Annotated in this window: 14 protein-coding genes; 9 read left to right on the top strand and 5 right to left on the bottom strand. The window is 74.6% G+C overall.

Annotated elements, in window-relative coordinates; all coding sequences use genetic code 11:
- The first annotated feature begins 27 nt into the window (after positions 1 to 27).
- From MU522_RS05895 to MU522_RS05880, 4 genes are all read left to right on the top strand, one after another.
- Positions 28 to 1,242, top strand: a complete 1,215-nt coding sequence (locus MU522_RS05895; protein WP_246993470.1) for an LLM class flavin-dependent oxidoreductase — start codon at positions 28 to 30, stop codon at positions 1,240 to 1,242.
- The gene (locus MU522_RS05890; protein ID WP_146355840.1) at positions 1,239 to 1,856 is read left to right on the top strand and encodes a CE1759 family FMN reductase; all 618 of its coding nucleotides are present in this window, start codon (positions 1,239 to 1,241) and stop codon (positions 1,854 to 1,856) included. The genes MU522_RS05895 and MU522_RS05890 overlap by 4 nt, the downstream gene beginning before the upstream one ends.
- Positions 1,853 to 2,326 carry a MarR family transcriptional regulator gene (locus MU522_RS05885; RefSeq protein ID WP_246993185.1) on the top strand — a complete coding sequence of 158 codons (474 nt, stop codon included), beginning with the start codon at positions 1,853 to 1,855 and terminating at the stop codon, positions 2,324 to 2,326. Before MU522_RS05890 ends, MU522_RS05885 begins: the two co-directional genes overlap by 4 nt.
- A 97-nt stretch (positions 2,327 to 2,423) precedes the next feature.
- Positions 2,424 to 3,539, top strand: a complete 1,116-nt coding sequence (locus MU522_RS05880; protein WP_246993184.1) for a phosphotransferase — start codon at positions 2,424 to 2,426, stop codon at positions 3,537 to 3,539.
- A gap of 19 nt (positions 3,540 to 3,558) precedes the next feature.
- Here the strand turns inward: MU522_RS05880 and MU522_RS05875 are convergent, their stop codons facing one another.
- Both MU522_RS05875 and MU522_RS05870 read right to left on the bottom strand, forming a co-directional pair.
- Positions 3,559 to 4,221: a response regulator transcription factor gene (locus tag MU522_RS05875; protein WP_128189329.1), complete on the bottom strand. Its 663-nt coding sequence runs from the start codon at positions 4,219 to 4,221 to the stop codon at positions 3,559 to 3,561.
- A complete protein-coding gene (locus MU522_RS05870) occupies positions 4,206 to 5,825 on the bottom strand; it encodes a HAMP domain-containing sensor histidine kinase (RefSeq protein ID WP_246993183.1) in 1,620 nt (539 codons plus the stop codon). The genes MU522_RS05875 and MU522_RS05870 overlap by 16 nt, the downstream gene beginning before the upstream one ends.
- Positions 5,826 to 5,920: 95 nt before the next feature.
- On the opposite strand from MU522_RS05870, the gene MU522_RS05865 reads away from it, so the two are divergent.
- From MU522_RS05865 to MU522_RS05845, 5 genes are all read left to right on the top strand, one after another.
- Positions 5,921 to 7,192 carry a phosphotransferase gene (locus MU522_RS05865; protein WP_246993182.1) on the top strand — a complete coding sequence of 424 codons (1,272 nt, stop codon included), beginning with the start codon at positions 5,921 to 5,923 and terminating at the stop codon, positions 7,190 to 7,192.
- Between the two features lie 62 nt (positions 7,193 to 7,254).
- Positions 7,255 to 7,692 carry a hypothetical protein gene (locus tag MU522_RS05860; protein WP_246993180.1) on the top strand — a complete coding sequence of 146 codons (438 nt, stop codon included), beginning with the start codon at positions 7,255 to 7,257 and terminating at the stop codon, positions 7,690 to 7,692.
- A gap of 143 nt (positions 7,693 to 7,835) precedes the next feature.
- Entirely contained in the window at positions 7,836 to 8,255 is a 420-nt protein-coding gene (locus MU522_RS05855; RefSeq protein ID WP_246993179.1) for a MarR family transcriptional regulator, read from the top strand.
- 11 nt (positions 8,256 to 8,266) lie between these two features.
- On the top strand, positions 8,267 to 9,517 hold the full coding sequence (locus MU522_RS05850; protein WP_246993178.1) for an MFS transporter: 1,251 nt from the start codon (positions 8,267 to 8,269) through the stop codon (positions 9,515 to 9,517).
- 34 nt (positions 9,518 to 9,551) lie between these two features.
- Complete coding sequence (locus MU522_RS05845) at positions 9,552 to 10,022, top strand: DUF427 domain-containing protein (protein ID WP_246993177.1); 471 nt, start codon at positions 9,552 to 9,554, stop codon at positions 10,020 to 10,022.
- A gap of 7 nt (positions 10,023 to 10,029) precedes the next feature.
- On the opposite strand, the gene MU522_RS05840 is transcribed toward MU522_RS05845, so the two are convergent.
- From MU522_RS05840 to MU522_RS05830, 3 genes are all read right to left on the bottom strand, one after another.
- Positions 10,030 to 10,824 carry a sulfite exporter TauE/SafE family protein gene (locus tag MU522_RS05840; RefSeq protein WP_246993174.1) on the bottom strand — a complete coding sequence of 265 codons (795 nt, stop codon included), beginning with the start codon at positions 10,822 to 10,824 and terminating at the stop codon, positions 10,030 to 10,032.
- Between the two features lie 48 nt (positions 10,825 to 10,872).
- Complete coding sequence (locus MU522_RS05835) at positions 10,873 to 11,658, bottom strand: hypothetical protein (protein ID WP_246993171.1); 786 nt, start codon at positions 11,656 to 11,658, stop codon at positions 10,873 to 10,875.
- Positions 11,659 to 11,725: 67 nt separating this feature from the next.
- On the bottom strand, positions 11,726 to 12,754 hold the full coding sequence (locus MU522_RS05830; protein WP_246993168.1) for a cytochrome b/b6 domain-containing protein: 1,029 nt from the start codon (positions 12,752 to 12,754) through the stop codon (positions 11,726 to 11,728).
- Positions 12,755 to 12,872: the final 118 nt, after the last annotated feature.

Below are 12,872 nucleotides of genomic sequence, written 5' to 3'. Positions count from 1 at the left end.
GTGACGGAAGGACACCCCATGAGCAGCATGCAGTTCGGCATCTTCTCGGTCAGCGACATCACCGAGGACCCGACCACCGGTCGCACGCCCACCGAGCACGAGCGCATCCAGGGGTGGGTCGCCATGGCCCAGAAGGCCGAGGAGGTCGGTCTCGACGTCTTCGCCGCGGGCGAGCACCACAACCCGCCGTTCTTCTCCTCCTCCCCCACCACGACGCTCGGCTACATCGCCGCGAAGACCGAGCGGCTCATCCTCTCGACCGCGACGACGCTCATCACGACGAACGACCCGGTGAAGATCGCCGAGGACTTCGCGATGCTGCAGCACCTGAGCGAGGGCCGCGTCGACCTCACGCTCGGCCGCGGCAACACCGGCCCCGTCTACCCGTGGTTCGGCAAGGACATCCGCGACGGCATCGAGCTCGCGATCGAGAACTACGCGCTGCTGCGCAAGCTCTGGCACGAGCCCGTCGTCAACTGGCAGGGCAAGCACCGCACGCCGCTCACGGGCTACACCTCGACGCCCGCCCCGCTCGACGGCGTCGCGCCGTTCGTGTGGCACGGCTCGATCCGCTCGCCGCAGATCGCCGAGCAGGCCGCGTACTACGGCGACGGCTTCTTCCACAACAACATCTTCTGGAACAAGGAGCACACCGAGCGCATGGTGCGCCTGTACCGCTCGCGCTTCGCGCACTACGGCCACGGCGAGCCCGAGCAGGCGATCGTCGGCCTCGGCGGCCAGGTGTTCATGAAGCCGACCGAGCGCGAGGCGAAGGAGCGGTTCCGGCCGTTCTTCGACGTCGCGCCGGTGTACGGCCACGGGCCGAGCCTCGAGGAGTTCACCGAGGCGACGCCGCTCACCGTCGGCACGCCCGAGCAGGTCATCGAGAAGACGCTCGCGTTCCGCGACTACGCCGGCGACTACCAGCGCCAGATGTTCCTGGTCGACCACGCCGGCCTGCCGCTCGAGGAGGTGCTCGAGCAGATCGAGATCCTCGGCACCGAGGTCGTGCCGGTGCTGCGCCGCGAGTTCGACAGCGTGCGGCAGGCGGGCGTGCCGGATGCGCCGACCCACGCCGCGCGCGTCGCCGCGGCCCGCGAGGCGGGCACGCAGCTCGGCGAGCAGGGCAGCGCCTGGCGCGAGCAGGGCGCGCGCGGAGACCTCGACACCGGAGCCGCGATCGCGCGGCAGGCCGGCGAGCCGGGCGGCGCCCGCGGCAGCGAGGGGCGGGAGGTCGCATGACGAAGCCGCGCATCGCCGTCGTCTCGGCGGGCCTCGGGGAGCCGTCGAGCACGAAGCTGCTCGCCGACCGCCTGCGCGACGCGACGCTCAAGGCGCTCGCCGACCACGGCCAGCACTCGGAGGCGGTCGACGTGGTGCTGCGGCCGCTCGCGCAGGACATCGCGAGCCACATGCTCACGCACAACCCGTCCGAGGCGCTCGCCGCGGCGATCGCCGAGGTGGTCGACGCGGAGGCGATCATCGCCGTCACCCCGACCTTCAACATGTCGTACTCGGGGCTGTTCAAGTCGTTCTTCGACGTGATCGAGGAGGGCCAGCTCGCGTCGATCCCGACGGCGCTCGGCGCGACCGGCGGCTCGGCGCGCCACTCGATGGTGATGGACACCGCGATGCGGCCCATGTTCGCCTACCTCAAGGCGCAGGTCGTGCCGACGGGCGTCTTCGCCGCCTCGGAGGACTGGGGCTCCGACTCCGGCCTCGACCGGCGCATCGCCCGCGAGGGCCGCGAGCTCGCCGACCTCATGGTGGCGCTGCCGCGGCGCCGCGAGGCCGACCCGTTCGACGAGTCGGGCGAGGCGTTCGTGTCGTTCGAGCAGATGCTGGGGCACGCGTGACGAGCGGCCTCGCGCCGCGGGCGTGGCGCGGGTACTTCGAGGGGTCGCGCCTGCTCGAGAACGAGCTCGAGCGGCGCCTGAAGGAGTCGGCCGACATGGACCTCGGCGACTTCAACGTGCTGCTCGTGCTCTCGGAGGCCGAGGAGGGGCGGATGCGCATGGGCGACCTGGCACGCGCGCTCGCGTTCGCCCCTGGCCGGCTCACGTACCGCGTCGCGGCGCTCGAGAAGGCGGACCTCGTCTCGCGGGAGCCCTGCCCCGCCGACCGGCGCGGCACGGATGCGGTGCTCACGGACGCGGGGCGCACCAGGCTGCGCAAGGCGCGGCCCGTGCACGCTCGGCACGTCGAGGAGCTGTTCCTCGGCGACCTCGACCGCGAGGCGCTCGAGGTGCTCGACCGCGTGTTCGGCCCGCTGCGGGCGCGGCTGCTCGACGGGCGCGCGAGCGACCCGGGCGACGCGCACGACTGACGCAGCGCGTTCGAGAGGCTGACGCGCCGGGACGGATCCGCGTCGTCCTGTGGACGCGGACGGGCGCGTCCCAGCCCGGAACTGGAACGATGGAGCCGTGCTGGAGCAGCGGCTGCTGGAGAAGGCGATCGGCGTCGCCGGTCGCCTCATCGCCGTCGAGCCCTTCGGAGAGGGCAGCATCGCGCGCTTCACGGTCGACAGCGGTGAGCACGCAGGCGAGTGGTTCGTCGACAGCTCGAAGCAGGCGGTGCCCGTCGAGACGGGCTTCGTGATCCGCTCGCGCGACGGCGTCGTCGTCGCCCGCATCTGGAAGCATCCGCTCGACCCGCGCCTGCCCGCGCTGCGCACCGCGGTCGACCCCGAGCGCATCGCCCGCATCTCTGCCGCCGCCGACAGCAGCGGCCCCGTCGAGGCGAAGGTGCTCGCGTACCGACCGGGCCGGCGCGCGGTCGTGCGGCTCACGCAGCACGGCGTGCACCTGTTCGTGAAGGTCGTGCGGCCGGGCGAGGCCGAGGATCTGGCGGCGATCCACGAGGCGTGCCGCGCCGCGGGCGTGCCGGCGCCCGAGGTGGCGCACTGGAGCCCCGCTGGGGTCGTCGTCGTGCGCGACGCGACCGGCACGCCGGGGCCCGTCGCCGCGGCGCGGATGCCGGCGGGCGAGCTGCTCGACGCGGTCGACGCGCTGCGCGAGCGGCTGCTGACGGTCGAGACGCGGCGCATCGCGCGCGCGTCGGTCGGCTCGCGCGTCGACTGGCACGTCGACCGCATGGCCGGCGGGCTGCCGGGGCGCGCCTCCGACGCGCAGCGGCTGCTGCCCGCGGTGCTCGAGCACGTGCGGCGCGAGGGTCCGCCGCGGGTCGTGCACGGCGACCTGCACATCGGCCAGCTCTTCTTCGACGGCGGCGAGGTGTCGTCGGTGATCGACGTCGACACCGCCGGCCTCGGCGACCCGGCCGACGACAGCGCCGCCTTCATCGGCCACGCGACCGCGAGCGCCGCCCGCAACCAGGCGGCCGGGCGCGACGGCGACGCCGCGCAGCTGCGGGCCATCGCCGACGCGGCCGCCGACCGCTGGCTGCGCGACCCGCACACGACGGCGCTCACGGTGCTGCACCTGCTCGGCCACGGCATCCGTGCCGCCGAGCGCGCCCCCGGTACCGCCGAGCTGCTGCTCGACCGGGCGCTCGAGCTCGCCCGGGTCGCCGCGCGCTGAGCGGGGCGACGCCGAGCGGCTAGACCAGCCGGTAGCCCATGCCGCGCACCGTCTCGATGCGGTCGGCGCCGAGCTTGTTGCGCAGGTAGCGCACGTACACGTCGACGACGTTGGAGCCCGGGTCGAAGTCGTAGCCCCAGACGCGGCTGAGCAGCTGCTCGCGCGAGAGCACCTGGCCGGCGTTGCGCACGAGCTCCTCCGCGAGCGCGAACTCGCGCCCCGACAGGTCGACCTCGCGCCCGTCGACCCTGGCCCGGCGCGTGCGGATGTCGAGCTCGAGCCCCTGGTGCGCGAGCGCGGCCGCGGCGTGGGCGGCCGAGCCGTTGGAGGCCATCCGCAGCCGCACGCGCGCGAGCAGCTCGTCGAAGCGGAAGGGCTTGGGCATGTAGTCGTCGGCGCCGCCCTCGAGCCCCGCGACGGTGTCGGCGCCGCCGGCGCGCGCGGTGAGGATGATGACCGGCATCGTCGAGCCCGAGCCGCGCAGCTGCGAGAGCACCTCGAAGCCGTCCATGCCGGGCAGCCCGATGTCGAGCACGAGCAGGTCGAACTCGTCGGTGAGGGCGAGGTCGAGCGCCTCGGTGCCCGTCGGTGCGACGCGCGTCGAGTAGCCGGCGGCGGTGAGCCCCTTCTCGACGAACGCGGCGATGCGCGCCTCGTCCTCGGCGATCAGGATCGATGCCATGGCTGCTCCTCGGGGGCCGCGGCGGCCGCGGCGGGGTCGGCGGGCGGATGCGACGGGGCACCCGGGCGGGCGGCCCCGGTCGGCGCGGCGGGGGTCGGATGCGCTGCGGCACCGGGGCGAGCCGGGTGCGGCGCGACGGGCGGGGGCGCGACGGGCGCCGCGGCGGCGCCCTGCGCCGGCGGCGCGACGTCCGTGCCCGGCAGCGTGAGGACGAACTCGGAGCCGGCGCCCGCATCCGCCACCCACGCCCTGCCGCCGTGCCGCTCGGCGATGAGCGCGACGATCGCGAGCCCGAGGCCGGAGCCGTCGTCGCCGCGGCCCTCGGCGACCCCGCGGCGGAAGCGCTCGAAGATGACCGCCTTCAGCTCGTCGGGCACGCCCGGCCCGCGGTCGCGCACGAAGAGCTCGACGTCGCGGCCGCGCTGCCGCGAGCCGATCGCGATCGGGCCCTGCGCGTGCCGGGCGGCGTTGGCGACGAGCTGCAGCATCGCCTGCGTGATGCGGCCCGGGTCGAGCCGGGCGAGCACGGGCGCGGCTTCGACGCGCTCCTCGAGCGCCGCGCCCTCGACGCCGCGGGCCTTCATCGCGATCTGCTCGGTGAGCGCGGCCAGGTCGGTCTCGCGGATCGCGAAGGCGTCGGCGTCGCGCAGCCGCGCGGCGGCCCGCAGGTCGTCGACCAGCCGCGCCATGCGGTCGAGCTCGTCGATGACGAGCGCGCGCGTCTCGGCGACCTCGGCCGGGTCGTGCTCGTCGACGAGCTCGAGGTGGCCGCGGACGATCGTGATGGGGGTCTTCAGCTCGTGGCCCACGTCGCGCAGCAGGTCGCGCTGGCTGTCGAGCGCGCCGCCGAGCCGGTCGAGCATGCCGTTCACGGTGACCGCGAGCTGCGAGACGTCGTCGCGGCTGTCGCCCACGGGGATGCGCTCCGTGAGGCTCGCCTCGGAGGAGCGCTCGGCGACCTCGCGCATGCGGCGGATGGGCCGCAGCAGCCGGCCGGAGACGAGCAGGCCGATGACGAAGGTCGCCGCGGTCGCGAGCAGGGCCGTGAGCGAGAACACCCGGGCGGCCTCGTCGAGCTCGGCCAGCTCGGCGGCGACGTCGTAGCCGGTGACGAACACCGCGCTCGGCGGCTCGCCCGCGGCCGGCTCGCCGATGATGACGGGGGCTGAGAGGTAGCGCACGGTGCGGCCGTCCTGCGCGTAGGTGCCCATCACGATCTCGCCGCCGGCCGTCTCGGCGACGATGCGCTCGACGAAGCCCGGCAGCGCCTCGAGCTGCACGTCGGTCTGCACGCCCGGCTTCCAGGCGGCGCTGCCGTCGACGATGCCGAGCGTGCCGGTGTTGTCGTCGGGCGCCAGGCGCTGCACGATCGCCTGCAGCGCCTGGTCGGCCGACTCCCACTCCTGCTGCGCGACCGTGAAGCCGCCCGCGTCGAGCGCCGCCTCGAGGTTGCGGTCGATCTGCTCGAGCACGCGGCTGCGCTCGACGACGTACGCGACGCCGCCGGCGACGAAGACCGTCACGAGCGACAGCAGCGTGAGCAGCCCGACGATGCGCGAGCGCACCGTCCAGGTGCGCAGGCTCGGTCGGGCTCCGGCGGGCATGCCCCCATTCAACCGCGCGGGCCTCGGCGCGGGCGCCTGCGTGAGAGAAGCCTCACGTGCGCCCGGCGGGCCCGCGGATCTGGTGAGATCGGAGCGTGGAGAGCGATCGGTCGACGGCGCGCGCGAGCGCCGAGGAGCAGCTGCTGCGCGACGCGCTCGGCGACGAGCTGCAGGGACGCCTCCGCGTGCTGAGCCGCGAGCCCTTCGGCGCGGGGTCGCTCACGGGCTTCGAGGAGCTGCGCGACGAGGTGGGCGCCGGCGACGGCGCCGCGGGCTCCCCCGCCACCCGCTACTGGTACGTCGACACCTCCGGCCGCCGCGTCGAGGCCGAGACCGGCCTCGTGCTCGGCGACCCCGAGCATCCCGAGGCCCGCATCTGGCTGCACCCGGCCGACCCGCGCCTGCCCGCGCTCGCCCCCGCGTCGTTCCCCGAGGCGGCGGCGACCCTCATGGGCCGGCTCGGCGTCTCGATCGACCGGCGGCCAGAGCTGCTCGTCTACCGGCCCGGCAAGCGGGCGATGTTCCGGATGCGCGCGGGCGACCGGGAGACGTACCTCAAGATCGTGCGCCCCGAGTCGTCGGCCGCGATCGTGCGGCTGCAGGAGGCGCTGCGCGAGGGCGGGGTGCCCGTGCCGCACATCACCGGCTGGTCGGAGCTCGGCATCGTGCTCACCGAGACCGCGGCGGGCGTGCCGCTCACGTCGCGGCTGCACGAGCTCGACCCGGAGCGGCTGCTCGACTCGATCGATGCCCTGCGCGAGCGGATGGGCGCGGTCGACGTGGGGCGGGACGCGCGGCACTCGCTCGCCCTGCGGCAGGACTGGTACCTGACCCGGCTGCGGGCGGCGCTCGCGCGCTGCGCCGACGGGCGCGACGGGGAGGCGGGCGACGCGCTCGCGCTCGTCGCGGCGCTCGAGGCGCGCCTGGCCGAGGCCGACGCATCCGCCCTCGCCGTGCCCGACGACGCCCGGCGCACCGTGCACGGCGACCTGCACGTGGGGCAGCTCTTCGTCGACGGGGCCGACGCGAGCGCCGTCTCGGGGCTCATCGACATCGACACGGCGGGACTCGGGGACCCGGCCGACGACGAGGCGGCGTTCCTCGGGCACCTGGTGGCGTCGATCGCGCTCGCCCGCGCCGACGCCGGGCGCGCGGCGGGCTTCCGCCGGCTGCTCGACGCGGCCGCGGCGCGCTGGCTCGCCGAGCACCGCGCCGGCGCCGCGCGCGTGGCGCACCGCACCGCCGTGCACGTGCTCGCCCACGCGCTCGGGCCCGCCGAGCGCGGCGACCTCGGCACCGCCCGCGCGCAGCTCGACCTCGGCGTGCGGCTCCTCGAGCCCGATGCCGATGCCGCTGCCCTCGGGTGATCATGAGAGAGCTCTCATGCGCGCCTCGGCGGCGCCTCACCCGCGGCGGGGATGCTTGAGCCATGCAGCGCTCCCAGTGGATCCTCGTCGGCAGCGCCGGCGTGCTCAGCCTCGGCGCCCTCGGCATCGGCGCGATGGGCGTGGCCAACGCGATGTCGGTGCAGGATGCGACGGGCACCCCGATCGCGGGCGCCGAGATCCGCGGCGACGCGGTGAGCCAGGGCGCCGGCGATGCCGTCGCCGCGATGCTCGAGAAGGCGGCGGCGAGCCCGATCGTGGCGCCGTCGCCCACCGCGACGCCCTCCGCCACGGCGACGCCCTCGGCGTCCTCGGCGCCGGCTCCGGCGCCCGCCCCGGCCCCCGCGCCCGCCCCGGCTCCGGCCCCGGCCCCCGCGCCCGCGCCCGCCCCGGCCCCCGAGCCTGCCCCGCAGCCCGTGCCCGCACCTCCGGCCGACTCCGTCTCGGCCGTCTCGGCCGCATCCGCCGCCTCGAACGACTGACCCGCCGCCGGCCCGGTGACTGGGGCGCCTGCGCCCGACGGGGGCGGGCGCGCCGGCCCCGGTCGGGCGCAGCTGCCCCAGTCGGCGCCGAGGGGCCGCCGCCGCGGTGGACGACCCCCGAGGTCGTGAGGTAGACTAACGAAATGCCCTCCAACGCGCTCGCCGACTCCCTCCGCGTCGCGCTCGTGCGCATGGGGCGCCGCATGCGGCGCGAGCGGGGCGACGAGTCGCTCTCGCTCCACCACCTCTCGGCGCTCGGCGCCATGCAGCAGCTCGAGGAGCCCACCCTCGCCCGCATCGCCGCGGCCGAGTGCGTGAAGCCGCCGAGCATGGTGAAGACGCTGCAGCACCTCGAGGCCATGGGCTACGTCGAGCGCAGCGACCACCCGAGCGACGGCCGCATGGTCGTGTTCCGCATCAGCGGCAAGGGCGACGCGATGATCGCCGAGACCCGCGAGCGCCGCAACCGCGCGCTCGCCGCCGCCATCGAGCGGCTCGATCCCGCCGAGCGCGAGATCCTCGAGAAGGCCGTGCCCCTCATCGAGCGGCTGGCCGAAGCATGATGTTCCGGTCCTTGCGGCTGTTCAACTACCGCACGTGGTTCACCGGCGCGCTCATCTCGAACGTCGGCGCGTGGATGCAGTCGACCGCGCTGTCGTGGACGGTGCTGACGGTGCTCACCGCCAACGACGCGACCGCGGTCGGCATCAACATGGCGCTGCAGTTCGGCCCGCAGCTGCTGCTCGTGCCGGTCTCCGGCCTCATCGCCGACAAGTACGACCGCCGCAAGGTGCTGATCGTCACCCAGTCGGCGATGGGCCTCCTCGCGCTCATCCTGGGCGTCGTCGTCACGGCGGGCGTCGTCGAGCTGTGGCACGTGCAGCTGTTCGCGCTCGCGTTCGGCATCGTGCAGGCGTTCGACATGCCGGCCCGCCAGGCCTTCGTCTCCGAGCTCGTCGGGCAGGACGACATCGGCAACGCCGTCGCGCTGAACTCCGCCTCGTTCCACGGCGCCCGGCTCGTCGGCCCGGCCGTCGCGGGCGTGCTGATCGCGCTCGTCGCACCCGGCCCCGTCTTCCTCATCAACGCGCTCACGTTCATCGCCATGCTCGTCGCGCTCATGCGCATCCGCACCTCCGAGCTGCAGCCGAGCCCGCGCGGCGCGAAGGGCTTCGGCGACATCGTGCAGGGCTTCCGCTACGTGCGGAAGCGCGGCGACCTGCTCATCGTCTTCGCGATGGCGTTCATCCTCGGCACGTTCGGCCTGAACTTCCCCATCTACATCTCGACCATGACGAGCGTCGAGTACCAGGCCGAGGCCGACACCTTCGGCGTGCTCTCGAGCGCGATGGCGATCGGCTCGGTGACGGGCGCCCTGCTCGCGGCCCGCTCGGCCAGGCCCCGCTGGACGTTCATCATCGGCGGCATCGGCCTGTTCGTGCTCGCGTGCGCCTTCGCCGCCGTCGCCCCGCACATCATCGTCTTCGGGGTCGCGCTCGTCGTCGCCGGCTTCACCGCGCAGCTGTTCATGACGAACGCGAACGCGATGGTGCAGCTCACGAGCGCGCCCGAGATGCGCGGCCGCGTGATGGCGCTGTACGGCGCCGTCTTCATGGGCGGCACGCCCATCGGGGCGCCGATCGTCGGCTGGGTGGCGGATGCGTGGGGTCCCCGCGCCGGCATCATGGTCGCGTCGGTCACGTGCCTGCTCGCGTTCGCCCTGGGCGCCGTCTGGTGGATCAAGGCCCGCCGCGACGACCGCATGAGCCGCACCGGCACGCTGACGCTGCCGCCGGCGACGGAGTCCGTCGACGTCGTGAAGTGACCATGCCGCCGCAGGCGGTGCGAGGGGGGATCGGATGCGCCAGGTCGAGTCGGTGTGGGACTACCCGCGGCCGCCGCGGGTCGAGCCGAGCGACGAGCTCGTGCGGGTCGTGCTCGGCGGCGAGGTGATCGCCGAGACGCGCGCATCGCTGCGGGTGCTCGAGACGAGCCATCCGCCCACCTACTACCTGCCGCGCGACGCGTTCGTCGAGGGCGCGCTGTCGCAGGCGCCCGGCGCGAGCGTGTGCGAGTGGAAGGGCCGCGCGAGCTACCTGACCGTCTCGGGCGGCGACCGCTCGGAGCAGGGGGCGGCGTGGACGTACCCGGTGCCGCGACGCGGCTTCGAGGCGCTGCGCGACCACGTGGCGATCTACCCCGGCCGCATGGACCGCGTCGAGGTCGACGGCGAGCAGGTCGTGCCGCAGGAGGGCGGCTTCTACGGGGGCTGGATCACCTCGCGCGTCACCGGCCCCTTCAAGGGCGCACCGGGCACGCGCGGCTGGTAGCCGCCGGCTACTCCTTGTGGCCCTGCTTCCACGCCTCCACCACGAGGCGCGCGATGAGCAGCGCCAGGAACACGGCGAAGACGATGGATGCGGTGCGCGGGTCGAGCGCGGCCGCGGCGGCCGCGCCGAGCGCGGTCGTGACGCTCGCCGAGAGCCCGACGATCACCGCGGCGATGAGGTCGACGTTCTTGCGGCGCAGGTTGCCGATCGTGCCCGAGATCGCGGTCGGGATCATCATCGCGAGCGACGTGCCCTTCGCGACCAGGTCGCTCTGCCCGAAGAGCAGGATGAGCATCGGCACGACGACGATGCCGCCGCCGACGCCGAGGATGCCCGAGAGCACGCCGGTCACGAAGCCGAGCACGACGAGCCCGATGATCGGCAGCACGTCGAGCTGCAGCTCCGCGTCGCGCGACGGCACCGCGAAGAACAGGCTCACCGCGACCGCGAGCAGGAAGACGATGAACGCCCAGCGGATCGCGACGACCGGCAGCTTGTGCAGCAGGTGCGCGCCGACCTGCGCGCCGACGACCGAGCCGATCACGAGGATGAGCGCGACGAGCCAGTCGACGTTCCCGGCGACGGCGTAGCTGCCGACCCCGACGAGCGCGGCGGGCACGATCGCGGCGAGCGACGTGCCGGCGGCGAGGCGCCGCGGGAAGCCCGCGGCGAGCGCGAGCAGCGGCACGATGACGATGCCGCCGCCGATGCCGAACATGCCCGAGAGGAAGCCCGCGAAGAGGCCGATGCCGACGAGGGCCCAGATCGGGCGGCGGTGGTCGGTCTCGAGCTCGTCAGTCACCCGTCCATTCTGCCGTGCGCCGGCGCATCCGCCCGCCGTGCCCTGCGGCTACGCCGCGGGCGCCGCCTTCGGGCGCATGGCGTGCGCCATCCACCACCACGTGAAGACGCCGACCGCGGTGTGCACGACGACGCCCACCAGGATGCCGATGAGCACGACCGCGATGCCCCAGCCGAGCAGCTGGCCGCCGTCGAGGGCCGTGCCGTCGAAGCCCATGCCGCCGAAGCCGTCGCCGTCGGAGCCGTCGGTGCCCTGGCCGCCCCAGGGAGCGCCCATCATGGGCATGCCGCCGAACGGCATGGTGATGCCCGACATGAGGCCCGTGAGCACGTTCGTGCCGACGATCGCGATGCCCCAGCCGGCGAAGGTGATGCCGACCGGGTGCTCGACGCCGGGCCCGCGCAGCATGCGGATGCTGACGAGGAAGCCGACGACCAGCAGCACCAGGCCGATCACGACGCCCACGATGAAGGCGACGGAGTACGAGGCGAGCCACTCGACCGCGCCCGGAAGGAGCGGCGGCATGCCGTCGAGGCCGCCGTTCCAGAGCGCTGCGAGCGCGCTCAGGAGCCCCGCGACGAGGAACGGCAGGGCGAGGAGGCCGGCGGACGTGGTCGCGATGTGCAGGCCGAGCCAGCTGATGCCGCCGCCGACGCCGCCCGCCAGGCGGGCTCGGCGGGCAGCCTGCCGGGTGAGCGGCGGGCGCGGGGGCTGGGGCGCGGCCGTCGCGGAGGACAGGTGGCCGTGCGGCTGGGGCGCGGCGGAGGGCTGCGGGTGGGGCATCATCTGCGGTCCGGGTGCGCCGGGCTGCGGGGCAGGGTTGGGCACCGTCATGGCGCCACCGTACGCCCGCCGGGAGGCCGCGAACACGTCCCGTGACCGCCCGGGCGCGGCGCGGCGCTCACCTCGACGAGACGGCGCCGAACCGCTGCGCGATCGGCACGAGCAGCGCCGGCCGAGCGGCGATCCACGCGCCCGCGATCACGAGCAGCGAGCCCGCGAACCAGAGGAACCCGATCCAGTCGTCCGCGTCGCGCGCGGCGTACATGTGGTTGAGGTTGCGCAGCGCCCCCGTGGTGAGCACGAGCAGCACGTGCGTGACGATGAAGACCACGAAGTAGAGCATCACCGGGAAGTGCACGGCCCGCGCCCACGCGATCGGGTAGGCGCGGTCGAGCCGCTCGTTCCCCTTCGGCCACCAGCCGCTCATGCGCACGCCCGTGATGATCGCGAGCGGCGCCGCGATGAAGACGGTGGCGAAGTAGGCGAGCTGCTGCAGCGCGTTGTAGGCGACCCAGCCGTCCTCGATGGGCCAGTCGAGGGTCGCGTACTGCAGCCCGGCCGAGATCGCGTGCGGCACGACCTCCCACGTGGTCGGCACGATGCGCATCCACTGCCCTGTCGCGATGAGCAGCACGACGAACACGACGCCGTTGAGCACCCAGAGCACGTCGAGGCTCGTGTGGAGCCACACGGTGAGGGATGCCTTGGTGCCGGTGCGCTTCGAGGTCCAGTAGGCCTCGGGCTTGCGCTCGGCGCGCACCTGCAGGCCCGAGCGGATGATGAGCACGATGAGCAGCGCGTTCGCGAAGTGCGACCAGCTGAGCCAGGGCGGGATGCCCACGGGCGCGCCCTCGGGCAGCGGCGCGGTGCCGTGGTACTGCTCGACGAATGCGGCGATCGGCTCGAGGCCGACGAACCAGCGGGCGATGGCGACGAGGATCGTGGCCGCGCCGACGACGGCGAGCGCGACGAGCACGCCGGCGGCGATCCACTGGCGGCGCGTGGCGGGGCGGAGGCCGGGTGCGGCATCCTTCGCGGGGGTCGTCTCGACTCCGGCGCTGCGCGCCGGGCTCGACGAGCGGGTGGGGGTGGCCGCCGGCGGCGCCGCTTCCTCCGCTGATCGAGGAGCGGCCGCAGGCCGCGGCACCTCCCCCGCTGATCGAGGAGCGGCCGCAGGCCGCGTCTCGAGATCACCCGTCGCAGCCTCCGCGGGGGTCGTCTCGACTCCGGCGCTCCGCGCCGGGCTCGACGAGCGGGTGGGGGCG

It is taken from the genome of Agrococcus sp. SCSIO52902 (assembly GCF_022983135.1).
Taxonomy (GTDB): Bacteria; Actinomycetota; Actinomycetes; order Actinomycetales; family Microbacteriaceae; genus Agrococcus; species Agrococcus sediminis.
Note: the sequence above shows the minus strand (reverse complement) of the source record. Positions and strands in the feature narration are given on the sequence as shown.